This window comes from Autumnicola patrickiae (assembly GCF_031846525.1).
Classification (GTDB): Bacteria; Bacteroidota; Bacteroidia; order Flavobacteriales; family Flavobacteriaceae; genus Autumnicola; species Autumnicola patrickiae.
Window position 1 is genome coordinate 25,229 of record NZ_JAVRHM010000021.1, and the last position, 25,799, is coordinate 51,027.

Below are 25,799 nucleotides of genomic sequence, written 5' to 3' on the forward strand. Positions count from 1 at the left end.
CCAGTCTTTGTTTTTTAATTACACCACATAAGCAGCCTTCGGGCTGCTTATCATTTTTTAACCTTATTTTCAAATTCTTCTATAAAGGCCTTAAAATCCAAAGCCGCATTAGACCCTGGATTATATTCCATCACAGATTGATTAGATATTGGGGATTCGGCCACGGCCACGTAATTACGAAGCACCACCTCAAAAACGACATCGCCAAACATGTGCTTTACCTTTTCAATAACTTCCTTGGTTAGGACCCGTTCGGTTCTAACATCATTAAAGACCACCCCTAAAATACTTAAATCAGGATTAAAAGCCGTTTGAATTTCCCTGATGATATTATTTACAGACCCTAAGCCTTCATAAGGCAAAAACTCTGGTTTTACCGGTATTAAAATACCATCTGAAGCTACAATGGCATTGGTAGTAATAATATTTAAGGAAGGGGGACAATCAATAAGTATAAAATCATAGAGAGTATTAAATTTCTTAAGTTCCAATAGCTTTTTTAAAACCCCCTCTCGATGTATTTTTTTCGAATTCAATTTGTGTTCTGCTTCCTCTAGTTCCAAATTTGAACTCAGTAGATCCAAATTGTCCTTTACCTTCGAAGGGCTACCTTTTTTATCTTTATAAAAATCTAAAAGGGAATAAGTGCCCTGGGCTCCAAAACATTGTGATAAATTTCCTTGGGGATCGGAATCAATGGCCAGAACTTTATAACCACTATCAGCTAATCCGTGAGCAAGATTAAAAGTAAGGGTGGTTTTGCCTACACCCCCTTTATGATTGATCAGACTTATTATTTTTCTCATTACTTGGCTTTATATCAATAAATATAACACTTTATTATAAATGTTACAAATAATAGAAATATTATAAAAATAAAAAAAACTTTCCCTCATTTTCTATAAAGGATAAAAGCAAAATTACACATTTGAGACTGTAAAGTTCTATGTGAATTTTGAAATACGAATTGGAGGTTGAAAAATTAAGATCTAGAATAAATAAATTTTGTTTCGAAGTAATCAGCCCTCCACGAAATTGAATATTCTCCTCCGGAGCAATATTTTCAACGCCAAATTCTTCTAAGTATTCAAAAGATAATTGAGTTTTGATAAATGATAACATCCGGTGAAATTGCAAAGGTTCCATAATATAAAAAGTTTTAAAATAGATAACATATTATTATATATATTACGTATGTTACATTAAAAATTAAAATAAAAAGTTTTTCATCCGCAAATAAGCTTCCGGAGTAATTATCAGGTGATCCAAAACCTTGATGTCAAAAAATTGAGCAGCCATTTCTAATTTGAAATAATTTTTGGCCGTTCGCTAAAAAGGGGTGTACCGGATTTGAATTTCAGGCCACTAAGGGAAGAGAAAAATCTGGTTTTTTTAATTACACTTAAATATAACACTTTATTACGTATATTACTAATGTTACAAGTGTTATTTTAGTTAAATATTCAACTTTTTTTTTGCTAATTATTTTGTTTTAATAATTATATCGGCAGCCCCTTTGGCAGGGCATTTAAGGATCACCTATGAAATCGTTGCCCCCTGTCGTTAGCCATCAGATCCAAAAGCGGTCATTGGAGGCAAGTTATTTTAGGAGGCAACGACTGCATTAAAAAATTTCGACTTTTTTCCGGAGAAAGTTTTTTAAAAAATGCTTGCTGCCAATACAGGCCGGTTTTGTTATTTTGCTTGTCGTTAAGGGGTGATTGAATAGGGGATTCGGCCCGTAATTAGATCCTGCTGAATTTGATCGCCGGCGCTTTTCCGCTGTCCCGGAAAAGTTGACCTGGTTGGCGGTGTTTTTGGGACAAAAACAATGACAATAAAGGGCAATAGGGAAGTACGCAAGTTCAAAATCAGCTGTCCAGTTTTTGCGTTAGCTTACCTGGAATAAGCGAGGGTATCGAGCTGTTCATTTTTCTCATTTGTAGAAAAATAACCGGAGCGATAGCGGAGTATGGAAGGGAGCGGCCTAAAGGAAACGCCGGGAACAGAAATTAAAATATTTAAAATAGAATTTTGTAATTTTGATAAAAAGCTGAGAGATGGATTTAAATGCAAGAAAAACAGAATTTATTCAAGAATTTCTAAAGCTCCAGAGTGAAGAAGCGATTGGCCGACTTGAAAAAGTTTTAAAAAAAGAAAGCAAATTGACTCGGAATAAAGTTCTCCAGCCAATGAGTAAAAAAGAATTCCATAGTAGGATTGATCAATCCATGAAAGATTCCAAAGAAGGGAAATTAACGGAGGCTGATGATTTACTAGCTGAAATTGAAAAATGGAGTTAAAAATATTCTGGACGGACTTCGCTAAAATTGAGCTTCAAAAAAATTTCAAATATTTAAAAGAAAATGCCAGTTTAAGGGTTGCCAAAAATGAAACCAGGAAAATAGTTAAGGAAGCCAAACGGCTTAAAAAACATCCCGAGATTGGACAAGTAGAAGAAATATTAACTGGAAGGGCTCACGAATTTCGCTCCCTGGTACATCAAACTTATAAAATTGTTTATTGGATTAATACAGAAAAATCTCAGGTTGAAATTGTGGATGTTTTCGATACTCAGCAACATCCAGTAAAAATCAAACGAAAAAAATAACATTCCCGATATTTATAATAAATTTTGAAAAAAAAGATTATATTTGAAATGTACTGTGAGGAAAGACAAAGAGGCAACGTGAGGACGACCTTGAGAATCGCCGAAACCAGTACACGGAAGCATAAAGCTTAAAAGAGCGGGATCTAATCTTGCTCTTTTTTTTTTTGGCCCCGGTTTATTTTTTTTGCAGTCAAAATTTGAAATATTAATGCTTTTGTTAGAAAATGATTAAAAAAACCTATTGAGCGAAGCGATATCAAAATACTTCCTTTATAATTTTTCTTTTATTAATAGTTTAAAATAGTTTTAATGAGTTTTAAGCTGCCATTTTTTGAACTCATATAGCTCTGTTTATCAAATATTTAATCCTTTTTTCTTTGATATTTTGTGGTAGTGTAATTACGCGGTTTTTAGCAGTGTAATTACGCAAGAAAGGTAGTGCAATTACGCAAATTTGGGTAGTGTAATTACGCACAGGGTAGTGCAATTACGCAAATAGTAGTGTAATTACGCAGGATTTGAATAAGCCCATAAATCACATGTATCTGTACAACAGTCTTTTAAACACATTTTATGGTAGTGTAATTACGCAGAGATTTAGTAGGATTTTCTAAAAGAGTAGTGTAATTACGCTTGGAATAAGAATTTTTCCTTTTCTTTTGGTAGTGTAATTACGCAAGTTAGGGAGCAATTTACATTTTTTGGTAGTGTAATTACGCAAAGATCGGGATGAAATTGAGGCTTTTTGGTAGTGTAATTACGCAACATTAGCACCAAGATAAATCAAATGGTAGTGTAATTACGCGTTTAAATCAGGATCAAAATCACTTTCCGTTATCCTGGGATACCCATCTTTTACAATTGTATTCCAGTTGCTTTGCTGGTAATGTAGTTTAATATGGTGCTGAAACACCTTCATAAAGCTCTCTCCTGTATAATCTGTTACTTTGGTACCTGCATCCCTACAATCTTTAACCAGGTTCTTATAGGCCTTTAAAAGAATCGGAAAGCAACTATTATCTAAATTGATGACAGTTTTGATAGTATCAATTTTATTATCCAGTTTATGCCTGATTTTCCAATAATGAAGCTTTTGGGTAATTTCCTGTTTTTTAATCGTTTTTTTACTGAGCTTTAAGTTAATGGTTTTGGTAGGATAGGGGAGAATATGAATTTTATTGGATTTAACCTTGTAGTTAAAGCTTACATTGGAGTATTGGTCTAAAATATCTTTTATATTCTTCAGGAAATTTTTACAAAAGCTATGGGGTGTACTATAATTAAAACCGTAGCTGCTCTGAAACTTGTCAAAATTGACATTGGTTCCGGTCTCGGGTACCTCCAGGAGCCATAGATAAAAAAGTATTTGTTTACTTTTTGGAAGCTGCCAGGCCAGATCGTAAATCACGGTATTATACTTTGGAATTTTAAGTAATTTCTCAATCCAATAGCTACTCACAAGAAAGAAAACATTTCCTTCATCGATATTCGCATTGGAAATAACACCACCATAACTAGATACGGTCTTCCCTTTGGAATTTGTGACTTTGTACCAACCTTTATTAAGTTCCTCCAAAAATTCAAGCCCTTTTTTTACACTGTTATAATTCCTGTTTTCATCTATGGATTCGATTGGAAAAAGAAATTTGCAATAAGAATTGTTATCTGTAGTAAAGTGTTCTTCAAATAAATTTAATTGGTTCTTTTGTTTATCAGCTTGAAACTGGTCGTGACTGATATCATGTAATATTTTAAACAATATCCGAACAGCTGTTATTGGGGCCTGAATTAATTCAGAATTTTCGCTAACAGACAAAGCTTCCCGGCGAAATAAGACCGGAAAATTTACAAAATCGCTTTTATTATTCTTAGAATTATAGGAACGGTTAATATTTTGATCGTCCATGGAGCCTTTATTTTGGTCAAACATAATGTCTTTGTTGCTAATTACAATTTAAATATAATATAGTATTATATATATTACAAATAATATATTTTATAATTCTGTTTTAATCTTCGTAGTAAGAAGTTGATTGCTAATTTGGGAGATCATTAAAGGGTTAAAATATTCGCCCTTTCTGGACACACTATAATGCAAATGTGCTCCGGTGGATCTCCCGGTATTCCCACTAAATCCAATTATTTGTCCCTGTTCAACTAAATCCCCGGCTTGTACTATAATTCTTGAAAGGTGGCCATAAAATGTATTCCAGTTGCCTAAATGACTTATGGTGATTGCATTTCCCTTTATGGGGTGATGGTATTCAATCTTTAATACTCTCCCATTAGCCGTGCTCAGGATCGGGGTTCCTTCCGGACAGATATAATCTACGCCCTGGTGATCGGAGGACATTCCTGATATGGGATGGATTCTGTAACCAAAGTGTGAGGAAACTTTGAAGTTCTGGTTAAATGGAAAAATAGCTGGAATAAATTTAATTCCTTTAGGATCAGAAAACAACACAGAAATAGTTTGCTCTAAATTCTGAGCATTCAACAATTTTAAGGCTGTAGAATCCTTTCCAATTTGATTATATCCTATGAAAGGGATTAAAAACATACAGCATTGATAAAAAAACTTCATCCTCTAAAATTTCCATAAATTTAATATTAAATATATAATCTAATTATATATTTTAGTCTAAATTACAATCTAATTGTATACTACTTTTTATGTTTTGGGTTTAAAGGATATTTTTCAACTATTATTATACATATTTATTGGGGCTCCAGTGATCTTAATGATGTTGGATATCTATAATTGGGCTGTAATCAATTGGTTCTGGATTAAACCCACCATAGCGAGTGGATTACTCCTTTATACAATATGGAAAAGCAGATTGTATATTTTGATTATTAACACCTATAAAAATTTAAAATCCAATGGAAGAGAAGAAGACATCTACCCCGAATTCTGAGCTGGAATTTTATAAAGAAAAAAATTCAGGGGCCAAAAAAATAGATCCGGTTGAAGTTCTCTCCGGTAATAGCTCAAAACCATTCCAGATTGATATCAAATTATCAAAGGACCAGCGTAAAGCATTTTCAGAGTATTGGGAATCCGGGAAAACCATTCCGGGCAATGACCTAACTGAAAAACAATATGCGGCCGTTCCTGATGTAATAGACAACATAAAGATGGGAAGGTGGGAAAAATATGCTCTGGTTTCTAATGAATTAGCATACCCGGAAAAAGGGCTGGCGTATACTATTACAAAAGAAGGCCATATAAAAAAGGTTCAATTGGATGAAAAGGTAGTTCCCCAAAGCTCAATTATGGGTATTAAGGATATTGAATTTAATAGCCCACCCGGTAAGTCCCCGGTAACCGAACCCAAACCATTTTCTAAAAATATAGCTGAAGATATTAAATCGGAAGATAGTATAGCTAAAAAATTCAAAGATCCTGGCCAGGATAAAGAGCCTAGATATTTTCATCAATATTTTAAAGATGAAAAAACAGGGGAAGTTCCCACCTCCATGGTTATAGTTAAAACCCAGGAAGAGGAGCTAAGGGTCCTGGCCGAAAAAACCAAAGGCAGAGATAAGGGCAAGGAAGCTTTCGTAAAGTTAAATGATCCTGGATTAGAAAATGGGGATTATAAATTTATGCTTGTGAGCAATAAAAATGTAATTGCTCATATAATCCATAACTACAATGCCGGTAAGTCTTTTGCCGAGCAAAATATAAATAAAGTATTCCTGGCTTTAAACAAGGGGAAGGAAAAAGCAGTAGCATGGGTCGAAGAAAAAGAGCGGCAGGAAAATCATGGGAAAGAATTCTCGGAAAGAGATATCCCATATAAATCCCTGGAGAAGATTGGCATAGCCAAAGAAGATCTTTCAAAAACAGATATTGATAATATGCTTAAAGGGCTTAGTACCACCCTGATCAATAAGAATTTACGCAAAGAAGACATTGAGGTTCGTAACACCCCTCCTTTTAAAATCAACCTGGAGCGCAGGGAAGATGATAAAGTAGTGGCAAAAATAACTTTTCAGCAAAAGGATCTTGATATTGAAAAAGACAATATCGGGAAGACCCTTACTCCTGAAGAAAAAGCGGAACTAAAAAGAAAAGGAACTATTTCCGAACCAAAATTTTATCCCAATGAAAAGGGTCATATAGAGCCTTATAAAGTGGGAGTTGATAAGGAAACGAACACCATTGAAAAGAAAGAAATCCGCAAATACGATATCGGTTCCGCCAGGGAGCTTAGCCAAACTTATGACGTAGAACTCTCGGCTCTGGACCACAACCGCCTTGGTTCTGGGAAGTCTGTTAATGTAAAGAACATCTCCATCCCGGACAAGCCAGGTAAATATGAAGGGAATATTGATTTAAACCCTGTAACTGGAAGGGCTGTATTAAAAGTTGAGACTATCCGGGAAATGAAAAAAGAGAAGCTTTTAAATAACCATATAGCTCATAGCAGATGAACTGGACAACATTTTTAACCATCCTTGGGGTGGTAGTCATAGCATATAATGCTACCATAGGATTCCTGTATTTCAAACCTGAACTGCTTGGTATTATAAAGGGAGATAAAAACCCTACAACTCCGAATACCAAGAAAAGATCCTTACAGGAAAAAAATGCTGAAAAACGAAGTTTTGTAGGCATATCCTCAGAAGAACAGCACGCTAATAACTCGTATACAGAAATTAAAGAGGAGCATTTTGAGCATAAGAATTCAGTGGAGCAGAAAGTGAGTTACCACAAATTAACAGGCCAGCCGACCCCTTCCAATAGCCACACTGCAGAAGAAATTAGCGACAATTTGGATCATCTTAGAGATAATATTTCCTCTTCGAACCCAACAGAGAAATTAAACAATAATTTTTTTGAGCACCTGACCCAAAATACGGGAGAACTTTCCATCACCGTAAGAGGGGAAGATGGCCAAGTATTCACAAAAGAAATCTCCCCAATAACCAATACTGTAGAACTGTAATCAATTCAATATTAATCATTAATCACTTAAACATTTCATTATGAAAAATGCAATTTCAATTTTTAAAAACTTGGGGGTAGGTCAAATACAGGCTGCAAAAAACTTTGCTCTAACCCATAAGGGAACAGCTGTTATCGCAATCGCCATGGTGGCCACTGCAACAAGTTATGGCCAGGATAACCTAACCGAAGGTTTGGAGGGGATTTCAGGGACCTTCCAAAATGAATGGTGGCCAAGAATTAAAGTAATCGCTTATATCCTTGCCGGGGTATTTGCCTTATTTGGTTTGGTAAACGTGTTTCGCCAAAGTCAGCGAGGAGAGGATAATGTTGGTAAAGTTGCCGGGGCCTGGGTTGGTGGGTTGGCAGTATTCTTACTTGGTATATGGGCTGTTGATACATTCATTATTGGTGCGGCCACGGGAATATAATATAATCCTATTCCTAAAGAAAAAAGGAGTATTCCTACTCCTTTTTCTTTCTTCCCAATTGGCTTATATGCAATCCTGGGATACTATTGACAGCATTGAAGAAATGGAAACGATGGCGAAAAACGCAAGTTCACCAGCCTTCACTATTGCTTATTTAATGGGAGGAGTAATGGCCGTTTTCGGACTGATTAATTTATTCAAAGGAGTACAGAGCGGTGATGCCAATAACTATACTGCTGCAAGGGGATGGTTAACCGCATTTGTTTTCTACTTATTCGGGATATGGGTGGTCAGATCATTTATCTATTAATCTATGAGCAAAGAAATTTATTTCATTAATAAAAATATAGATAGGCCATTAGTCTTTAAAGGCTTAAAGGCCCAATATATCTACTATTACCTCGGGGTGGTCGTGATCGCTTTTATCCTCTTTGCCCTCTTAAATTCCTTTGGCGTGAATACGCTGGGAACGGTTTTAATAGTGGGTGCCTTTGCATTTCTGGGAATAAAAGGGGTGACAGCTATATCGGATCGTTTTGGGAAAGATGGCCTGCAAAAATATTTTGCAAAAAAAAAGCTGCCGGAATATATACAAATTGAATCAAGGGATTATTTCCTTAAACTGAAAAAATGAAATGGCAAAAAAGGGTGAGAAATTAGGAAAAAGATGGCCATTATATTCTGTGGAAGATGGCTTCATTTTATCAAAAAAGGGGGATGTTACTTTTGGGTTTCAGGTTGATCTGCCAGAAATATTCACCTTAAGTACGGAGGATTACAAAAACATTCATTCTTCCTGGACAAAGGCTATAAAGTCGCTTCCTGAACAAACTGTAGTTCACAAACAGGATTGGTTTTTGGCTGAAAATTATTACCCGGAGCCCAGGGAGGCCGATAGCTATTTACAAAAAGCCTATAAGAATCACTTTTATGAACGCCCGTATTTGGATCATACCTGTTTCCTTTATATCACCCATAAGCCAAAGAATAGAGCAAAGGTAAACTCCGGGAACTCGAATTTATTTTCAAAAACACTACCTCCTGATATCTCATTAAAGAAAGCGGTAAAAGATCAATTCATTGATGATTTAAAACAAATGCAGGAAATTCTCGAATCCTCCGGGCATTTTAAACTTAGAGGATTAAGCAGTGATGAAATATGCGGAACTGATAAAACAATTGGAACCCTGGAACAGTATGTTTTTCTTAAAAGTCCTAACCAGAATCCACTTTTGGATGATATAATTTTAAATGGATCGGTTCAAATTGGAGACAATAAACCGGAAATTTATTCCCTAGCGGATCTGGAACATCTTCCTGAATTTACCGGACCTCGAATAACCTATGATGAATACTCATCGGATAAAAACAAATTTTCCATTGGTTTTGCAACCACCCTGGGATTGCTTTTAGACTGTAACCACGTCTATAACCAATACTTATATATCGATGATCAAAAGAAAATTGTTAGGGATCTAGAAAGGAAAGTAAACAGTTTACATTCCTTTTCAGAAGGAAGTAGGTACAATGCTATTACCAGAGATAGCGTAAATGAATACTTGAACGAGTACACCACGGAGCATCAAAGACCTGTCCGGGCTCACTTTAATTTAATCGCCTGGGGAAATGACCTGATGGACAACCAGGAGATCCGTAATAAAGTATCATCAGCAATATCAAAAATAGAGGCTACTCCCAAAATTGAAAGTGTTGCAGCTGGTCAACTGTACTGGGCCGGTATTCCTGGAAACGAAGCTGAATTACCGCTCAATGATACGTTTTTGACTTTCGTAGATCAAGCGGTTTGCTTTTTTAACAATGAAACCAATTACCGTAGTTCCAAATCTCCATTAGGGTTAAAACTAGGGGAGCGCATTAGTGGCAAACCTGTTCATATTGACCTCTCGGATGAACCCTGGAGAAAAGGAATTATCAATAACAGGAACAAATTTGTGTTGGGTCCTTCAGGTTCCGGGAAGTCTTTTATTATGAATAAAATAATGAGTAGTTATTATGATGATGGCGCTCATATCGTTCTTATTGATGTTGGGGACTCTTACCAGGGGCTATGCAAGAAGGTTGGAGGGCATTACTTTACTTATCAGGAAGATGATCCTATCCAGTTTAATCCATTTTATATTTCAGAAAATGATAATATGGACACCGAAAAAAAGGAGTCACTAAAGGCACTGCTTTTGTCTCTGTGGAAAAAAGACGCCGGAGACCACACCAGGTCAGAATACGTAGGCTTGTCTAATTCCCTTAGAATGTATTATGAGTATCTGGAACAAAACTCAGAAGTCTTTCCTTGCTTTAACTCGTACTATGAGTTTATTGTAAATAATTATAAAGCTTATCTGGAAAAGGAAAAGGTCCGAGACAAGGAATTTGATATAAAAAACTACCTGTATAACCTGGAGCCTTATTATAAGGGAGGGGAATTTGACTACTTGTTAAATGCTACGCAGAATCTTAATATTATGGATCAGCGGTTTATCGTTTTTGAGCTTGATAATATCAAAGACCATCCAATTCTCTTTCCAGTGGTCACCCTTATGATTATGGAAATTTTCATCAATAAAATGAGAAAATTAAAGGGTTTAAAGAAAATTATTGCCATTGAAGAAGCCTGGAAAGCTATCGCAAAAGAAGGGATGGCTGAATATATCAAATACCTTTTCAAAACTGTCAGGAAATTCAATGGGGAAGCCATTGTGGTAACCCAGGAGGTGGAAGATATCCTTTCTTCTCCAATAGTCAAGAATGCTATTATTAATAATAGTGATTGTAAGATCCTGCTGGATCAAAGCAAATTTGAAAATAAATTCCAGGAGATTGAAGCACTTCTGGGACTCACCAATAAAGAAACACAGCAGGTGCTTTCGATTAATAAAAACAATGATCCTACAAAGAAATATAGAGAAGTCTTTATCTCTCTGGGGGGAACATATTCAAGGGTTTATAGAACTGAAGTTTCCCTGGAGGAATATTTAACTTTTACTACGGAGAAGACAGAAAAAGTAAAACTTTTCGAATTCATAAATGATGCCGGAGGGGATTACGATTTGGGATTAAAAAATATGGCCAGGGCCATCAGAAGTAAGGAATTAAATCTATAGATATGAAAAGCTTAACTCCCTTTCTCGTGCTGCTTTTGACTTCCCTAAGCATTGATTCCTATGCTGCTAATAAAGAGAGCACCCTAGATCTTGGACGTTACCAGGAGTATAGACTTATTAATTCAGTCGCCATCGATAATACCTATGTGGCCAATGCTGATTTCATGGTGGTCAATCCTATTCTAATAATAATCAAAGAAGGGATTAAAAAGGTCATCAGGGCTATGGATCTGGTAATGCAGCGGTTCCAGAAACAGTTCTTAAGGATACAGGTGGCCACTGAAGAACTAAAAAACCAAATGAGCAAACTAAAACTTGATGAGATTAATCATTGGGTTAATGAAAAAAGGGAAATATTTGATAAATACTATGCTGAATTATGGACCATTAAGGCCAAGATTGACCAAATCCAATCAATAAAAAATGCCATAGCATCCCAGGCTCAACTAATTACCAGGTTTACTCAAATATTCACAAATTTTAGAAATGATGAATACTTTTCACAAGATGAACTTGATTTGATCAATGAGGTGTACATGGGAATGTTAAGCGAGAATGTAGATGTCATTACCTCTATAAATCTATTAATTACCGACAGTAGATTGCAAATGCAGGATGGAGAGCGCCTGCAGCTTATTGAAGAATCATTGGATAAAATTGAAAGGGTCTCTGCGGATTTCAATGATTTTACAGGCTATATTACCTCTATCTCATTGGGAAGGGCTAAGGAGAATGGGGAATTAGATTTGATGAAATCCTACTATGGCATTCAATGAAAATAGGTTATAAAAATATCATCCTAATCCTGCTGCTCTTCCTGGGGGGACATAATCTTTCTGCTCAGGATGACACCTGGACTCCTAAAACAAAAGAGATCCTGAAACAGCGAAAAACCCGGCTAAGTTATATGTACGAGTTTATAGCTCTATCCATTGTAAAAAAGCAACTTAATAAAAATTTCTCCACGCAGTCTCAAAAAGGGCTGGATAACATACACAGCCATAAAGATGAGAATTACTTTCAGGACAACCAATATATTGTAAGCCTTAGCAAAGTCCCACCCTTTATAGCTGAATCTCCATTTCTCAAAAACATTTTAGAGAACCACCAGTATATTTTATCGATCTCTAGCGAGACACAAAATGATTTGGAAGATAATGAAGTATATATAACTCCGGAACAGCTACAATTTTACACAAATGCCTTTGAAGGGTTACTCACTCATTTGGAAAAAGATATTGATGAATTGAATATGGTTGTGATTGAAAATGAAATGAACCTTAAAGATGATGAACGTCTCAATAGGCTTATGGCCATTTCCGAGGAATCAAACCAAAAGAGAAAATATGCTTCAATGCTCTCCAGAAGATCTACTATAGGAATTTTAAGTAGGATAAATACCGATAAAGAAAGTCAAATCCAAAACTCAGAAATCAATTATGAAAACTAAATTTTTATTAATTCTCTCGATCGCAATCTTAGCATTATCCTGTAAGAACACAGAAAAAGAAAAAAATATATCCTCAAACATAGAGGGGATATATGTCCATAAGAAAGGACCTAACAAGTTCAATGATGGCTATACAAATACATTAACTGTTTCCCATGTTGAAGAAAACAAATACGGGATTGAATTTAAAGATATTAAAGCTGACGAACCAGACAATCCTGTAATTGAGTATCACGAGTATGAATACAGACCAGAAAAGAAAATTCTTTATTTGGAAACCATTGTTGGTACATCAACCTATCAATTTTCCGAAGACTTCAAAACATTGACACATTTAGATGGTGTTCAAAATATTGAGCATGTAAAGCAATAAAAGAAAGGTTAAACAGCTCCTTTGGCAATAAAATCAAAGAGTATGAAAAAATATTTATTCATTCTGGTGCTCTCCATTATTCCCTTTAACGGAATAGCCCAATCTTATGATGCACAGGTGCTGTTGCTTAATTATGAGAAATACCTGGAAATAAAAAAGACAACGGAAGAAATTAAAAAAGGGTATGAAATTTTGAAAGATGGATATGAGCGTATCAATAATGTAGCTTCCGGAGATTATGATTTACACAAGGCCTTTTTAGATGGATTAAAAAGCGTCAGCCCACAAGTTCAGCAATACTATAAAGTGGCCGAGATAATTAATAAGCAAAAATACATCGTAGATCACTATTCAGATTTTTTTGGTTATGTGAATGGTACTGATTATTTCAACCCGGAAGAAGTGGAATATTTAAAACATATTCTAGATAACCTGGTAAGTGATTCTGTGGAGCAGACCGAACGCCTATTAATGGTTATCACAGCTTCGGAAATGAATATGACCGATGATGAGCGAATGAAAAATATTGATCGAATTCATACCGAAGTTTCCAACCAGGTTGAGTTTATGAATGTACTGGATAAACGAATATTTAAAATAGCCCGTGGTCGAGATACTGAAAATATAGAGCTGGAGATAAGTAACGAAATTAATAAATACAATGGAGACAACTAAAAATCATCTTACCGCAATAGCTCCAGTCATGTTCCTGATAGTTATTCTAATTCCGGGAACGGGTTTTGCTCAGTCAAGCGATTGGGCTGATTCTATCGGAGGATTTACCGAAGGGATGCGAGGTCTCCACGGAACCATTACCAACATGTACCAACAACAAAAGGGACAAATGGGTGGTATGATACGGGCAGTATCAACCATATTGGCTCTTGGTATTGTATTTTATATTTTTTCAAGAATATGGCGATCCCTACTTGCTGCAGAACCTATTGATTTTTGGAGCTTATTAAAACCTATTGGCGTTTTCTTTTTAGTGCTTTCTTATCCGGTTATTTTACAGTTAACAGAACTCTGTCTAAGCCCAATTAATGGTGTTACCGAGACTATGAGTTTTGCGAGTTATGAGCGGATGATTGAGGCCAGAAAACGGAATATTAGGAATTCCGAAGAGTACCAAATGTACATTGGTGACGATGGGGAAGGGAAATTCGAGGAATACTATGAAAAATATAAAGATGGAGAGAGTGATGCACTTGGAGTAAAAAAAATGGCTGCTAATCTTTCATTTGCTGCGGAAGGTGCCCTATTAAAAATGCAGTACAAATTTAAAATGATCATCGCTGAATTACTGCGCCTCTTTTATGAAGCGGCCATTTTATGTATCAATTTTATACGCACTTTTTATTTGATTATCCTGGCAATTCTAGGTCCAATAGCATTTGCTCTTATGATCTTTCCAGGCTTTAGCAATATGCCGTTTCATTGGTTGGGGCAATTTATTTCAAAATGGTTGTGGTTACCCATTGCAAATATTCTGGCCACGATGCTCAATACCATTCAAGAGCAAATGATTATTACCTCTGAAACTGCGGGGCAGATAGGGGATAGTGGATTTTTTTCACCCACAGATTTCAGTAACCTGGTATTCCTTCTCATTGGTATTGTCGCTTTCTTTTGTGTTCCTTCAGTGGCCTCAATGGCTGTTCAAGTTTCGGGGGCTGCTGCCGGAGCTCTAAACAGCAAGTTTTCGAAAACCGGAAGTACAGTTCAAGCAGCTGCTGGAATAGCATCAGGTGGAGTTGGAACAGCTGTACAAGCTGGAAAAATGGCAGTATCTAAAGGAAAAGAAGCTATAGGAAGCGCAGCTGCAAGAATAAGAGGTTAATCTATAATTAAAAACAAAGACTATGTTCCAATCAATGAAAAACATTCAATCGGCCTTCTCTTATGTAAAGTCATTTACTTTAATAATTATAGTAGGTTGTTTAAGCATTACGTTTTATGCCGTGATGAAAACTAACCAAATTTCCCAAATGTCCAAACAACAAATGTTGGTTATGGATACCAGTGGAAATATTCAAACAGCTTCCCTCACCTCCAGGGCAAATAATTTGGAAATAGAGGGAATGGCTCATTTAAAAAATTTCCATCATCTTTTTTTCAGCTTTGATCCAGAAAGAGCCATAATTCAAAAAAACAGGGAGCAATGGTCTTATCTCGCTGATGAATCGGTAGTAGTGCAATTTGGTAAAATGGAGGAGCAAGGCTTCTTTCAAAATGTAGTTGCCGGATCTATCTCCTCTAGATTAGACATCGAGGATATAAAAATTGAGAAAACCGATAATCCTCTCTACTTACAATTTGGGGTAAAAGGAAAACAACGTTTGATACGCTCCACCTCTATAGCCTATAGAAACCTTGAAACTTCTGGCCGGTTACGCATCCTAGAAAATAGAACTGAAAATAATCCCCACGGATTTATTATTGAAAACTGGAGGATTGTAGATAATTCCACTATTTCAACTGAAACTCGCTATGGAAGAAAATAAAAAAACCACAGAAAAAGAGCTTGAGAAAGAAAGCCTGGTACTTACTATAAAAAAAAGTACTGCAGATCGATTGGTCACCTTCGACAATGGATTGAATGAAAAAACCAGATGGATATTTTATACTTCATTGGCACTAATTGTATTTAGCCTGCTCATATGGAACCTAGTAAGCAGTTTTAATCCAACCAAAAAGGGATATGAAATGTTAGGCCCGGAAATAACCACTAGATACAGCGAAGTAGAACTTCCCCAGGAACCTGATTATCTAAAATTAAAAGCTTTGAAAATAAATGCATTCCTGGACACATTAAGATCCAATCCGGAAACTATTCATATTTATGATTCCATAATGATTACTCGGCCTGGATTAAAGGATTCCATCAATCTATATATGAACAGATAAAATAAAAAGCTATGTCAGATCTCACTAGAAAAAGAACCGGGAAGTTTTTAATGTACGCCCAGGTCCCGATTATAATATTTTCGGTCTTCATATTCTCCCAGGTACGCACCACTTTCGGTGCAACTCCAGAAGACCAAAATAAAATAAGCAATAAAAGTGCTGGAGGTTTTAATATGGATCTTCCGGAACCAGTAATTGGGAATGCTCTAGATAAACTCTCATTAATAGAACGGGCCAGGGAGGATTCTATCAAAAAAGCAAAAGATTCAAAATCAGATTTCGGAATTTTTAATAAAAGCTCGCAGGAAATAGTTGCCCTGGATAACGCTGATCGAAATCGAGCACGAAGCGTGGAAGAATTACAGGCAAAATTAGATCAGGTTAATGCGGAACTTGATAATCGTAATACTAAGCCCACGCCCTCTACAAGTTATGGTAATTCATATAGCTATGAAGATTTTAAGGCCCAACAAAAAGAAAAAGAGCTTCTTGAAATGGAAGGAATGGTAGCCCAAATGGAACAAACCGGATTAGAGGGGGCAAATCAGGAGCTAGACGATGTGAATCAAACCATGGACAAGATGGTTAAGGTAATGGAAATGGCCAGGGCTATGGAAGAAGGCCGAAGCCTGGAAAGCGAATTATCCAATCAGCCGGGAGAGGAAAGAAATGTCCTTGAAGTAAAAAAGGTTAAGGATGGATTTAGCGATTCAAATTCAAATCAATTCAATGAATTAGAAGATTATACAGATTACACCAGTATGGATAATACGTTTAAGGCTAGTTTCTTTACAGAGCAAACATTAATGAGCGGCTCAACGGTAAAGATAAAACTGGACGAAGATCTCTTTGTAAATGAAATGACCATTCCCAAAAATACTTTTTTATACGGAAAAGTCGGCCTTTCCGGTGATCGTTTGAGGCTCACCATTACCTCTATCAAATACAAAGAATATCTCTTTCCGGTTTCTCTGGTTGCATATGATTATGATGGAATGGAGGGAATTCATGTACCGGGATCTATCGAACGTGATTTAGCAAAGAAGGAAACAAGTACATCTATACGAAGTATGGATTTTACAACAATGTCTTTTGATCAAACCGTGGAAGATAAAGCCATTGAATCGGGTTCTAACTTTGTAAAGGATTTATTTTCCCGGAAAGTACGTCTGGTAAAAGTAAAGGTAAAACCCCACCATAAAATTCTTCTTAAAAACAAGTAGTTAAATAATTAAAAAACAAAGATCATGAGATATCCAATAGTAATACTGCTATGCTTAATCCTTTCAACAAGCTGGGCTCAGAATAAAGAATTTGAAAATTCATCCATAACCATAAGTGCACAAATCAATCAGGAAAATGATAGTTTGAAACTTGTTCAGAATGCCCAGGAAAAAGAGCGCAAAGAAGCTCTCTACAAGGCTATTAAATATGAAGCCGTAAATACTTCCAGGGATTTCCCAAAAGCAGCGCTAATGGAACCGTATAATATTAGAATAACCACTTCAACCACTACTTCTTTAGTGTTTCCTACGAAAATAGTGGCTATAGATCGGGGGCTGGATAATATCCTATCTAAAAAAGTCGATGGTGTTGAAAATGTTTTAAAAATTAAAGCATCAACAGAATTTTCCAGACCTAGTAATTTAACTGTGATTACCGAGGATGGACGTATCTATACCTTTACAGTGGTTTTTGAGGATTTTACTGAGCAATACGTTGTGGATATGAGAAAATTAGATAATGCAATGTCCGGTTCATTCTCGCAAAGCTCCAATAATTATGGTAGTGGAATAACATTCAATAATACCGGAATGAATTCTACTATGATAGAAAATTTATCTAAAACGGTTCTTTCAAAGAAAACAAAGGTGCTGGATAGAGAACGGGAACACAATATTAAAATGTTTGTAAAACAGATATTTGTAAAAGATGGAATTGTGTTTTTCCCTGTACAAATCTTAAATCAGGGTGAAATGCAGTATGATATTGATCTTGTAAAATTTTTTGTGAGGGATAAAAAGAAAGTTAAGAGGACTGTTTCGCAGGTACTGGAATTGGAACCTTTATATGTATATAATGATAAGGAGGGAATTGAGCGTAAAAAATCCCTGACTCAGGTGTTTGCCTTTGACAAATTTACCTTAACCAAGGATAAAAAAATGGATATCATTTTATATGAAAAAAATGGTGGCCGAAATATTACCTGTACACTAAAATATAGAGAGATTAATAAAGCTGAATATTTAAACTAGTTGGTTATCACACAATACTTAACTAATTCACTTTATTTGATAATCCCCTCTGGCCAGGGGATTATTTTCTTACGACTTTATCTGTTTCTAATCTGGGATTCAAAGTCAAAGGAAAACTTCAAACAACAAAAGCAAAAAAGGGATATAGGATAGAAGTTATGATCATTGGATGCTAATTGGATAATCTGAAAATCATTATATTAAAAATCCCCTAAATTAGCAGCTATAATGGATATAAATGTACTAGTGCATTTATACGTACGTTGTGAGGCATCAAGGGCAGAGTATGGTGCGAAAATTGGTTTTTTAGCAATTTTTTGTTTAAACGGATTGGTCTATAATCGGACCTTGAAACGGAGCCAATCAGCTAAATAAAGGTCGAAAATTGCCATTTTTGAGACCTCTTTGCGACGGACGAAAATCGGCAAATTTTAGAAGAGTTGCGATTGTAATTTTCTTCGGGAAGGAAAAAAAAGCTACGCTTTAGAATCATCACTCAGGCGCAAGTGGCGCTTTTTTTTCGGTAAATTTGGATGTTTTGGCTCGCGGATAATTAAAAAGACGCCTCACAACAAAATATAAAAACAATGCTAAAGTTTGTCTCAAATCGAAACTCCCTGCTCGCTTGCTGCGCCTGATTTTCCTGCGGAAAATCAAGCTCACCATCGCACAGTTTTTATATAAAACGTTGGGCAAAATTGAATAAAAAAGAGAAATGAAATTAGGAAAGGATTCCAGTTTAGAAATATTGAGGACTTCCAAAGAAAAACTAATCCAAGGTTTAAAGGAAAAATCTCCAGATTGGAGCGACTCTGACGATAATGAAATCAATTTGTTCTTAGATATTAATGATAAAAACAAGTACATTTTTTCAAACTCTGTAATTGATACACTTCATACAATTAAAATTCAAGATGAATTCGACTGTAATATTCTCAAGGAAAGGAAAAGTTCCAATGGAATAATCATAATGGACTCTACTGAGCTTTACATTTTTGAGGAAATAAATGAAAAGCTAAAAGTGTTAAATTTTACGGTTTCATTAAAAGATAATTATTCTGATCTTAAAATTTTCACCTTTAATTTGAATGAGAACGAAAAAATTATCGCAGAAGATATCGAAACAGAAGTATGGAAAAAATTTCTCAGATGTTTAATCTATTTAGATTTCTTACCCACAAAAATAAAATATATTAATCCAAAAGAAAAATTTGGTACGAGAAAACAAGGGAAGGTTATTAACGAAACTGACCATAAAGTAATCTTGGTTACGAAAGCCTGGAACCAGGAGTATAAGACAGCACCAAATACTACTTTCTATAGTAAACCTCATTGGGGAATCAGATGGTCAGGAGTTGGAAGAACAATTCCTAAAGTAACGTTTATTAAAGGATCTCTAAAGGAATTGAATAAACGCGCAGAAAAAGAAACGAAAAGGTAAAACTTTGCCCAACAGCGTATCCTATGAAAAACAATGCTCAAACCTTCACCTAAAATACAAAGACGGTGATGAAATTTATAAAATTACAAAATTACGCACTCAGAACGGTATATTGGAAACTCTTATTGATGTGGATTTTCAAAAATTATAATTTTGGGCTATTTTAAAATATTATTCTATAATTATTAATTAATAAAGCTTTTGGAGAAAGTTTTCAATTCCATCCAAAATAAAATCTTAAATATGTCAACATTAAAATTACTTTTTTCATCAGTACTGCTAGCTTTTATTTTAATTGGATGTAAACAATCAAGTGGTAATTCTTCAGAAATCTCAACTAGTATAGAGAAAGAAAATCTTGCTTCAAGAAAAGAAGAAATTAAAAATAGTATTAAACAGATGTTGGCAACATACGAGTATAGAGATTTAGCCATACTCTTCGGGGGGAAAGTAACAATGAATCTATCTACCTCACAAGTTGAAGCAGATGATATTTGGGAATTTGCTGATGAAGAACCGCAGGAATTTATAAACTGGTACGATAATGAAATTTTACCTAAGAGTCAACGTCTCGGTGAAAGATCTGGTACTTCAAAGATTTCTCAAGGAGAAATCCAGAATGATATAGAGCCTGATTTGGAAAAAACTATTACTTGGATCGGAAGTAAAATTTCCAAATATTCTGTAAATAATGTTTTTGAGGGATATGAATCACTTTTCTTAGATCTTTCCTTGTCCCCTGACAAACTGGAATATACTTTTATAACTAGAGATAAAGAAGTTATCGGTTCAAAATCGTATGTTACTAACGAGGAAACAATAACATATGTTTTTCCACTAGAAGATATAGACAAAATATATGTAAAAGAGCAGTGGGATGACTGGTGCTTATTAACTTTTGAATCAAATAATAAACAAATTCAGTTTATAAATAGAACGACTGGGGAAAAAAATTTTGAACGGGAAAGAGGTATTCAAATACACTGTGAAGCAGAAGCAGATTTAGAAAAAAGGTTGCAAAAGGCTTTTAAACATCTAGAAAAATATAGGGCAAATAAAGTAAGAGAAGCCTTTTAGAATAAAACATGCAAAATGGCAAAATATAAATACACTATTAAGAATTACTGGTTAAGGAATGAAAGGCTTTCCGAAGAGGAATTTAATTATTTTAAGAAAGTTATTCATTCTGATCCGGACGCCGATATTTTACCTAAAAAAAGCTTTTGGAAAGAATTCCCCATTTTACTTTATGCTATAGGAGCGATTCTAATTGGTTTTCCACTCGTAGCAGTTGATGAAGCTTTTTCTTTCCTTCCGGGGATAGGAATTATTTCGTTGATATTCTTTTTTATTTTTAATGTTGAGTCTATGACCAATTATTTTTCATTCGTCAAAAGGAGAAACAAAAAAGAGGAGGAACTGAAAAGCACTTTAAGAGATTGTAGCGACTATTCGGAATATAAAATGAAATTTAAAGAATTGTAGTTATTTAGTGCGTGCAAACTCGGAAGTGTCGCAAAAGTTTATAATAAAATGTATAAAAAAAGATGCTTAATCCTGTATTGAATCGAACTTCCATGCTTTCTTGCTGCGCCCAATTGTCCTGCGGAAAATCAAGCTCGCCAGCACTGTTTTTATACAAGATGTGTATTATAAAAAACTCAAATGAAAAAATTTCTACTATTAACTCTTAGTTTTATTTCGTTTTCCGTTCACTCCCAAATTGATATTAAAGACAATGTAAAATTAAAAGCTATTGATAATTCAAAAATTGGTCAATACGATAGTCTTTTTGATTTTGGAAAACAACAAAAGAATAGTGACTACCTAAAATTCATCGGTCAAGAATTATTTCTGCCTCCTCTATCAAGTAAAAATAAGAAAGGCGTGGACATAGGTGTATTATCTGTTCTAAATTTAAGAACAATTAAACCCACCGAACATATTTCTGATACAGCTTATGCTCAAGAAAATCTTAGAGGCATATATGACGGGTATTATGATGAAAAAGCAAAAGAAATAGCTTCCGACTTATCAGCCTGCAAGGTAACAAGCAATATTTACAACCCTTTTATATCAATAATAATTGGAAATCCTTCTAATACAACTAAAATTGAACTCAGCCGTGAAATCTTTAACAAGAACTATAAAATTATAGATATTACGGACACACGAAATGAAAGTTTAAGGACTAAAACAGAAGATTTAAGAAGATTAAGGTTATGGCTTCAGACGGAAACGAATGACACTATATACTTTGACAAAGATTTAGATTTTGCAGACCAATCACTAAATCCTTTTTTAGTAAAAGGATTTTACGACTATCACAAAAAGAATTATGTAGGTAAAAAATTATTTGTTTTTAGAGATAGTGAACAAGATTTCTATGGTAAACCAAAAGATGCATATGTCGATTTAAATACTGGCGAAGAAATTACACTCAAAACTGGAGAACTTTGGAACTGTGACGAAATCTCATTTATTAATTTGCCCTACCAGGAAACTCTCTCTCCATTCTATATTCTCTCCAAAGGAAACCAACAAATCAAAATAAAATTAGGAGAGCTTTTTAAATCCGGATTATTAACCTTAGAAGAATTAGATATTTTGTACAACCATTGGTTACAGGAAAAAAATGAGAGAATAAAAGAAAAAGAAGAGCAATTAGAAAAAGTCAAGAACGATTGCCAACAAAAATTTTCTGAAAGCCATTGTGATAAACTTCTAAAAGGGCAAATTGAATTAGGTATGACTAAAGAAATGATATTGTATGCTTATGGAACACCATATAAAATATTTACTGCTCAATCCACCACTGGAGTAAACGAAATTTATTCATATGGAGGTACGGTTATTTTCTTCAAAAATGAAAAAGTAGTAGCCGTTGAACAATATCATTAAAGAAATGTTTGAAATGATTTTATCTAAATATCCCATTAATGGAACCTTTAGATTTAAACAATCAGAAAAATTAGCTGTAAAATGCAATGCCCCCTCGGCTTATAGTGGCGTATATCTTATTTTTGAAAAGGATGAGTTAATTTATATAGGTTCCAGTGGTCAAAGAAAGAATGGAGAGTTAAAAACTCGTGAAACTGGACTTGGAGGAATGAAAGACAGAATTGTAAATGGCTATCATCCTAAGTTCGGGAAAATAAAGCGAAAGAAAGCATTTCCCGAAAATATGAAAATTGAAAAAATTGAGGAACTCGTGTTCCATTGGTTTGTAACATTTGATTTTATTCAAAACTCCGATTTTCCGACAGATGTAGAAAATAGACTCTGCTCATTGTATAAAAATGAATTCGGCTTTTTACCTCGATGGCATAAACAAAAAATGTAATTATGAAACTTAAAAAAGTTTTCTTGTTAATCTGCATATTAACAACAATAAGCTGTGAATCGGATAAATTTACAACAGCTAATGGCGAAGTACTTCCAATATCTTCATTAGTAGGTATGGATGTTTTTGACATTGCATATGAATATAGTGAGGTTAGTCCTGAAACATTAAATGGTACTAATAATCAGAGATGGGTTGTTTATTATGAGGATATAGATGTTACCCTTGTAACAAATAAGACAACGAATATTGTTCAAAGTGCTTCAAAAGGTAAAAACCCAAAATAACTTGGGTCATCGATAAACAAGCTGAAACAATAATTAAATAACGCAAATTGCGGAATACCTGTCAAAAATGGCATTTTTGATTACCATTTAAAAATGGAGTTTTACGGACATTTTTTTCTGTCCATCCCGCAACTTGCGTTATTCGAGACGTTATCCTTCATTTATGAAAAACAAACATCTGAAAATTTTATTAAAGACAATTGTTTTCTTATCAGCGATATTCATCATTGTTTATACATTCTTCCTTATAGATATTCCGGAAAAGTTTAATAAAGGCTACGAAATCGGACTTTTATTATTCAATTTATCTTTCACTATTATTTCTGCTTTTATTTTCTATTTGTTAATCGACTACTATCCAAAAAAAATAAGGAAAAAGGAACTATTATCTAGCCTTGAAATTCACATTACACGAATTGAGGAAACATACAATACTATTTTGAAAAACTTAGATTATAGTGGATTGGATATTGATATTTTGACCTATGACAAATGTTCGAATGAGGTTTTAAAAAAAGTAATGGCAAATACAAACCCTGACTTCAGAACGGACGTAAATTCACTCACAAAAGAAAAATTATCAATAACAGAATTAATAAATAGACAAAAAGGATACGTAGAAAACCAAATCGCCGAACTTGAAAAACATATAGATTTTATCAGTACGGATTTGTATAAACAATTAGTAAACTTAAAAGCGATAGACTTAACTTTAATATTTAGAGCAGGAACAGCAATGTTAAAGCGTATAAATGCACCAAACCAGGATTTAGGGATTTTTTCTGACCAACTTTTCGATTACATAATTAAAGTCAGAAGCATTCGTGAAGAATGGAATAAAAACGAAAAAAACTAAAGTGGATATTCAGGACTAAGCTGACCCCTCTGAAGATCATCTTTTAGGTATCTGTCATTCCGGCGGATGCTGACCCCTTTAGAAAATAAAAAAGCTGGCTGGAAAAATGATTCAGGAGCATGTTGACCCCTCGAATTTTTATTCAGGAGCATATTGACCCCCCCAGCTTTTTGTATTGGTTTTGGTTTATTTGATGGATACCATCAAAAGATAAGTAATGGCCGGAAAACCAAAACGAATGAGTCAGGTAAAGCAAATACTTCGTATGCACAAAAAGGGCAAGGGCATAAAAACCATTGCCAGGACCCTCTCGATCAGCAAGAATACTGTAAAAGGATATATTAAAAAGGCACGTGCAGGCAATCTTTCAATTGAAGCGCTATTGGCAATGGAAGACCCGGTACTGGAAGGGAAAATATGGCCCGGAAACCCAGCTTACAAAGACGAGCGCTACGAGCATCTTAAGACACAGCTAGAATACTATAGCAAAGAACTTAAAAAAGTAGGTGTTACCCGGCAGTTGCTCTGGGAAGAGTATAAAACAGGAAACCTTCATCCATATAGCTACGGCCAGTTCTGCTGGCACCTCCAGCAATACCTGCGCAGTGGAAAGCCTTCCATGGTATTGGACCACAAGCCCGGTGATAAGCTCTTTATTGACTACGCCGGAAAGACTTTATCTTATATTGATAGGGATACCGGGGAGGAAATTAAGGTCCAGGTATTTGTTGCCTGTCTGCCGTATTCCGATTATTGCTTTGCCCTGGCCGTGCCCAGTCAGAAACTGGAAGATTTTATTTATGCCCTTGGTTGCTGTTTAAAAGAACTTGGCGGGGTTCCCCAAACCTTGGTTCCGGACAACCTAAAATCGGCAGTAATAAAAGCCAATCCCTATGAGCCTGAACTCAATCGTGCCCTGGAAGACTTTGCCAACCATTATGGCACTTCTGTTACCCCGGCACGTCCCAGAAAGCCTCAGGACAAAGGTTTAGTGGAGAACCAGGTGAAGCTGATCTACAGCCGGGTATATGCCAAGCTTCGCAAGCTCACTTTCTTTGACCTTCCTTCTTTGAACAAAGCCATTGCCCAAAAGGTCAGGGAGCATAACCAGACCCGGATGCAGCAGAAGGATTACTGTAGGGAAGAAAAGTTCCTGGCCGATGAAAAACATACCCTGCAGCCTTTATCCGAAACAGCCTTCGAGATCAAATATTACAGGGAACATAAAGTGGCCAAGAATAATCATATTTACCTGGGACTAGACAAACACTATTACAGCGTTCCCTATACCTACATTGGCATGAAGGTCAAGGTAGTCTACACCCGGTCGCTGGTGAGGATCTACCATAAAGCAGGCCTTATTGCCACGCATCCCAGGAACCACAAAAAAGCAGGTTATACCACTCGGAAGGAACACCTGTGTTCCCACCACCAGTATTATAAAGAGCGTAGCCCTACCTATTACCTGCAACGTGGGTATAACCACTCTGAAGAACTTTACCGGTACATGGAAGCCTTGTTCAAACAGGACAAATACCCCGAGCAGCTTTACAAAACCTGTGATGGCATATTGAACTTGTCCCGGAAAACTAATCGTAATATTTTTATTAAAGCCTGCAGCATTGCCCTGGACCATGGGCAGTATTCTTACCGGTTCTTAAAGCAGGTCCTGGAGAACCGGATGACCGACTATCAGGAGGAACCACAGGTAAAATCCCTACCCACTCATGGGAATATCCGCGGGGCTTCTTTTTATAAATAAGTAACTATTA

At 35.4% G+C, this 25,799-nt stretch carries 28 protein-coding genes; 25 read left to right on the plus strand and 3 right to left on the minus strand.

The window, feature by feature from the left end; all coding sequences use genetic code 11:
* Positions 1–50: 50 nt before the first annotated feature.
* Complete coding sequence (locus RM549_RS15595; protein ID WP_311686506.1) at positions 51–806, minus strand: ParA family protein; 756 nt, start codon at positions 804–806, stop codon at positions 51–53.
* A gap of 1,254 nt (positions 807–2,060) precedes the next feature.
* Here RM549_RS15595 and RM549_RS15600 point away from each other — a divergent pair.
* Complete coding sequence (locus tag RM549_RS15600; protein WP_311686508.1) at positions 2,061–2,303, plus strand: hypothetical protein; 243 nt, start codon at positions 2,061–2,063, stop codon at positions 2,301–2,303.
* Positions 2,294–2,611 (plus strand): type II toxin-antitoxin system RelE/ParE family toxin, encoded by a 318-nt coding sequence (locus RM549_RS15605; protein ID WP_311686510.1) that lies wholly within the window; start codon positions 2,294–2,296, stop codon positions 2,609–2,611. Before RM549_RS15600 ends, RM549_RS15605 begins: the two co-directional genes overlap by 10 nt.
* A gap of 799 nt (positions 2,612–3,410) precedes the next feature.
* On the opposite strand, the gene RM549_RS15610 is transcribed toward RM549_RS15605, so the two are convergent.
* Positions 3,411–4,517, minus strand: coding sequence for a hypothetical protein (locus RM549_RS15610; RefSeq protein ID WP_311686512.1), 1,107 nt, complete (start codon positions 4,515–4,517; stop codon positions 3,411–3,413).
* A gap of 90 nt (positions 4,518–4,607) precedes the next feature.
* On the minus strand, positions 4,608–5,171 hold the full coding sequence (locus tag RM549_RS15615) for a M23 family metallopeptidase (protein WP_311686514.1): 564 nt from the start codon (positions 5,169–5,171) through the stop codon (positions 4,608–4,610).
* Between the two features lie 323 nt (positions 5,172–5,494).
* Between RM549_RS15615 and RM549_RS15620 the strand changes: the two genes are divergently transcribed.
* The 23 genes from RM549_RS15620 to istA all read left to right on the plus strand — a co-directional run bounded on the left by RM549_RS15620 (position 5,495) and on the right by istA (position 25,789).
* Complete coding sequence (locus tag RM549_RS15620) at positions 5,495–7,051, plus strand: DUF4099 domain-containing protein (protein ID WP_311686516.1); 1,557 nt, start codon at positions 5,495–5,497, stop codon at positions 7,049–7,051.
* Positions 7,048–7,566 carry a hypothetical protein gene (locus tag RM549_RS15625; protein ID WP_311686518.1) on the plus strand — a complete coding sequence of 173 codons (519 nt, stop codon included), beginning with the start codon at positions 7,048–7,050 and terminating at the stop codon, positions 7,564–7,566. The genes RM549_RS15620 and RM549_RS15625 overlap by 4 nt, the downstream gene beginning before the upstream one ends.
* A gap of 40 nt (positions 7,567–7,606) precedes the next feature.
* The gene (locus RM549_RS15630) at positions 7,607–7,996 is read left to right on the plus strand and encodes a DUF4134 family protein (RefSeq protein ID WP_311686520.1); all 390 of its coding nucleotides are present in this window, start codon (positions 7,607–7,609) and stop codon (positions 7,994–7,996) included.
* The gene (locus RM549_RS15635; protein WP_311686522.1) at positions 7,893–8,306 is read left to right on the plus strand and encodes a DUF4134 family protein; all 414 of its coding nucleotides are present in this window, start codon (positions 7,893–7,895) and stop codon (positions 8,304–8,306) included. The genes RM549_RS15630 and RM549_RS15635 overlap by 104 nt, the downstream gene beginning before the upstream one ends.
* A gap of 3 nt (positions 8,307–8,309) precedes the next feature.
* Entirely contained in the window at positions 8,310–8,630 is a 321-nt protein-coding gene (locus RM549_RS15640) for a DUF4133 domain-containing protein (protein WP_311686524.1), read from the plus strand.
* Position 8,631: 1 nt separating this feature from the next.
* The gene (locus RM549_RS15645) at positions 8,632–11,115 is read left to right on the plus strand and encodes a TraG family conjugative transposon ATPase (protein ID WP_311686526.1); all 2,484 of its coding nucleotides are present in this window, start codon (positions 8,632–8,634) and stop codon (positions 11,113–11,115) included.
* A 2-nt stretch (positions 11,116–11,117) separates the two neighbouring features.
* On the plus strand, positions 11,118–11,891 hold the full coding sequence (locus tag RM549_RS15650) for a hypothetical protein (RefSeq protein ID WP_311686528.1): 774 nt from the start codon (positions 11,118–11,120) through the stop codon (positions 11,889–11,891).
* Positions 11,888–12,565, plus strand: a complete 678-nt coding sequence (locus RM549_RS15655; protein ID WP_311686530.1) for a hypothetical protein — start codon at positions 11,888–11,890, stop codon at positions 12,563–12,565. Before RM549_RS15650 ends, RM549_RS15655 begins: the two co-directional genes overlap by 4 nt.
* The gene (locus RM549_RS15660) at positions 12,555–12,938 is read left to right on the plus strand and encodes a hypothetical protein (RefSeq protein ID WP_311686532.1); all 384 of its coding nucleotides are present in this window, start codon (positions 12,555–12,557) and stop codon (positions 12,936–12,938) included. The genes RM549_RS15655 and RM549_RS15660 overlap by 11 nt, the downstream gene beginning before the upstream one ends.
* A gap of 42 nt (positions 12,939–12,980) precedes the next feature.
* Complete coding sequence (locus tag RM549_RS15665) at positions 12,981–13,613, plus strand: TerB family tellurite resistance protein (RefSeq protein WP_311686534.1); 633 nt, start codon at positions 12,981–12,983, stop codon at positions 13,611–13,613.
* Positions 13,600–14,778, plus strand: a complete 1,179-nt coding sequence (locus RM549_RS15670) for a TraJ family protein (RefSeq protein ID WP_311686536.1) — start codon at positions 13,600–13,602, stop codon at positions 14,776–14,778. Before RM549_RS15665 ends, RM549_RS15670 begins: the two co-directional genes overlap by 14 nt.
* A 34-nt stretch (positions 14,779–14,812) precedes the next feature.
* Positions 14,813–15,442, plus strand: a complete 630-nt coding sequence (locus tag RM549_RS15675; RefSeq protein WP_311686537.1) for a hypothetical protein — start codon at positions 14,813–14,815, stop codon at positions 15,440–15,442.
* Positions 15,429–15,845: a hypothetical protein gene (locus RM549_RS15680; RefSeq protein WP_311686538.1), complete on the plus strand. Its 417-nt coding sequence runs from the start codon at positions 15,429–15,431 to the stop codon at positions 15,843–15,845. The genes RM549_RS15675 and RM549_RS15680 overlap by 14 nt, the downstream gene beginning before the upstream one ends.
* 11 nt (positions 15,846–15,856) lie before the next feature.
* On the plus strand, positions 15,857–17,068 hold the full coding sequence (traM, locus tag RM549_RS15685; protein WP_311686540.1) for a conjugative transposon protein TraM: 1,212 nt from the start codon (positions 15,857–15,859) through the stop codon (positions 17,066–17,068).
* Between the two features lie 24 nt (positions 17,069–17,092).
* A complete protein-coding gene (gene traN, locus RM549_RS15690; protein ID WP_311686542.1) occupies positions 17,093–18,100 on the plus strand; it encodes a conjugative transposon protein TraN in 1,008 nt (335 codons plus the stop codon).
* A gap of 715 nt (positions 18,101–18,815) precedes the next feature.
* Positions 18,816–19,541, plus strand: coding sequence for a hypothetical protein (locus RM549_RS15695; RefSeq protein WP_311686544.1), 726 nt, complete (start codon positions 18,816–18,818; stop codon positions 19,539–19,541).
* Positions 19,542–19,784: 243 nt separating this feature from the next.
* Positions 19,785–20,618: a hypothetical protein gene (locus RM549_RS15700; protein WP_311686546.1), complete on the plus strand. Its 834-nt coding sequence runs from the start codon at positions 19,785–19,787 to the stop codon at positions 20,616–20,618.
* Positions 20,619–20,633: 15 nt separating this feature from the next.
* A complete protein-coding gene (locus RM549_RS15705; protein WP_311686548.1) occupies positions 20,634–21,026 on the plus strand; it encodes a hypothetical protein in 393 nt (130 codons plus the stop codon).
* A gap of 180 nt (positions 21,027–21,206) precedes the next feature.
* Entirely contained in the window at positions 21,207–22,442 is a 1,236-nt protein-coding gene (locus RM549_RS15710) for a hypothetical protein (RefSeq protein WP_311686550.1), read from the plus strand.
* On the plus strand, positions 22,426–22,884 hold the full coding sequence (locus tag RM549_RS15715; protein ID WP_311686552.1) for a hypothetical protein: 459 nt from the start codon (positions 22,426–22,428) through the stop codon (positions 22,882–22,884). The genes RM549_RS15710 and RM549_RS15715 overlap by 17 nt, the downstream gene beginning before the upstream one ends.
* Before the next feature lie 2 nt (positions 22,885–22,886).
* Positions 22,887–23,171: a hypothetical protein gene (locus RM549_RS15720; protein WP_311686554.1), complete on the plus strand. Its 285-nt coding sequence runs from the start codon at positions 22,887–22,889 to the stop codon at positions 23,169–23,171.
* A gap of 163 nt (positions 23,172–23,334) precedes the next feature.
* Positions 23,335–24,027: a hypothetical protein gene (locus RM549_RS15725; protein ID WP_311686555.1), complete on the plus strand. Its 693-nt coding sequence runs from the start codon at positions 23,335–23,337 to the stop codon at positions 24,025–24,027.
* 217 nt (positions 24,028–24,244) lie between these two features.
* Positions 24,245–25,789: an IS21 family transposase gene (gene istA, locus RM549_RS15730; RefSeq protein ID WP_311686557.1), complete on the plus strand. Its 1,545-nt coding sequence runs from the start codon at positions 24,245–24,247 to the stop codon at positions 25,787–25,789.
* Positions 25,790–25,799: the final 10 nt, after the last annotated feature.

What these genes read in the sequence shown, in the direction of transcription:
- RM549_RS15595 (WP_311686506.1), bottom strand. Translation starts at nt 806, where the DNA reads ATGAGAAAAATAATAAGTCTGATCAATCATAAAGGGGGTGTAGGCAAA.
- RM549_RS15600 (WP_311686508.1), top strand. Translation starts at nt 2,061, where the DNA reads ATGGATTTAAATGCAAGAAAAACAGAATTTATTCAAGAATTTCTAAAG.
- RM549_RS15605 (WP_311686510.1), top strand. Translation starts at nt 2,294, where the DNA reads ATGGAGTTAAAAATATTCTGGACGGACTTCGCTAAAATTGAGCTTCAA.
- RM549_RS15610 (WP_311686512.1), bottom strand. Translation starts at nt 4,517, where the DNA reads ATGGACGATCAAAATATTAACCGTTCCTATAATTCTAAGAATAATAAA.
- RM549_RS15615 (WP_311686514.1), bottom strand. Translation starts at nt 5,171, where the DNA reads ATGTTTTTAATCCCTTTCATAGGATATAATCAAATTGGAAAGGATTCT.
- RM549_RS15620 (WP_311686516.1), top strand. Translation starts at nt 5,495, where the DNA reads ATGGAAGAGAAGAAGACATCTACCCCGAATTCTGAGCTGGAATTTTAT.
- RM549_RS15625 (WP_311686518.1), top strand. Translation starts at nt 7,048, where the DNA reads ATGAACTGGACAACATTTTTAACCATCCTTGGGGTGGTAGTCATAGCA.
- RM549_RS15630 (WP_311686520.1), top strand. Translation starts at nt 7,607, where the DNA reads ATGAAAAATGCAATTTCAATTTTTAAAAACTTGGGGGTAGGTCAAATA.
- RM549_RS15635 (WP_311686522.1), top strand. Translation starts at nt 7,893, where the DNA reads ATGTTGGTAAAGTTGCCGGGGCCTGGGTTGGTGGGTTGGCAGTATTCT.
- RM549_RS15640 (WP_311686524.1), top strand. Translation starts at nt 8,310, where the DNA reads ATGAGCAAAGAAATTTATTTCATTAATAAAAATATAGATAGGCCATTA.
- RM549_RS15645 (WP_311686526.1), top strand. Translation starts at nt 8,632, where the DNA reads ATGGCAAAAAAGGGTGAGAAATTAGGAAAAAGATGGCCATTATATTCT.
- RM549_RS15650 (WP_311686528.1), top strand. Translation starts at nt 11,118, where the DNA reads ATGAAAAGCTTAACTCCCTTTCTCGTGCTGCTTTTGACTTCCCTAAGC.
- RM549_RS15655 (WP_311686530.1), top strand. Translation starts at nt 11,888, where the DNA reads ATGAAAATAGGTTATAAAAATATCATCCTAATCCTGCTGCTCTTCCTG.
- RM549_RS15660 (WP_311686532.1), top strand. Translation starts at nt 12,555, where the DNA reads ATGAAAACTAAATTTTTATTAATTCTCTCGATCGCAATCTTAGCATTA.
- RM549_RS15665 (WP_311686534.1), top strand. Translation starts at nt 12,981, where the DNA reads ATGAAAAAATATTTATTCATTCTGGTGCTCTCCATTATTCCCTTTAAC.
- RM549_RS15670 (WP_311686536.1), top strand. Translation starts at nt 13,600, where the DNA reads ATGGAGACAACTAAAAATCATCTTACCGCAATAGCTCCAGTCATGTTC.
- RM549_RS15675 (WP_311686537.1), top strand. Translation starts at nt 14,813, where the DNA reads ATGAAAAACATTCAATCGGCCTTCTCTTATGTAAAGTCATTTACTTTA.
- RM549_RS15680 (WP_311686538.1), top strand. Translation starts at nt 15,429, where the DNA reads ATGGAAGAAAATAAAAAAACCACAGAAAAAGAGCTTGAGAAAGAAAGC.
- traM (WP_311686540.1), top strand. Translation starts at nt 15,857, where the DNA reads ATGTCAGATCTCACTAGAAAAAGAACCGGGAAGTTTTTAATGTACGCC.
- traN (WP_311686542.1), top strand. Translation starts at nt 17,093, where the DNA reads ATGAGATATCCAATAGTAATACTGCTATGCTTAATCCTTTCAACAAGC.
- RM549_RS15695 (WP_311686544.1), top strand. Translation starts at nt 18,816, where the DNA reads ATGAAATTAGGAAAGGATTCCAGTTTAGAAATATTGAGGACTTCCAAA.
- RM549_RS15700 (WP_311686546.1), top strand. Translation starts at nt 19,785, where the DNA reads ATGTCAACATTAAAATTACTTTTTTCATCAGTACTGCTAGCTTTTATT.
- RM549_RS15705 (WP_311686548.1), top strand. Translation starts at nt 20,634, where the DNA reads ATGGCAAAATATAAATACACTATTAAGAATTACTGGTTAAGGAATGAA.
- RM549_RS15710 (WP_311686550.1), top strand. Translation starts at nt 21,207, where the DNA reads ATGAAAAAATTTCTACTATTAACTCTTAGTTTTATTTCGTTTTCCGTT.
- RM549_RS15720 (WP_311686554.1), top strand. Translation starts at nt 22,887, where the DNA reads ATGAAACTTAAAAAAGTTTTCTTGTTAATCTGCATATTAACAACAATA.
- RM549_RS15725 (WP_311686555.1), top strand. Translation starts at nt 23,335, where the DNA reads ATGAAAAACAAACATCTGAAAATTTTATTAAAGACAATTGTTTTCTTA.
- istA (WP_311686557.1), top strand. Translation starts at nt 24,245, where the DNA reads ATGGCCGGAAAACCAAAACGAATGAGTCAGGTAAAGCAAATACTTCGT.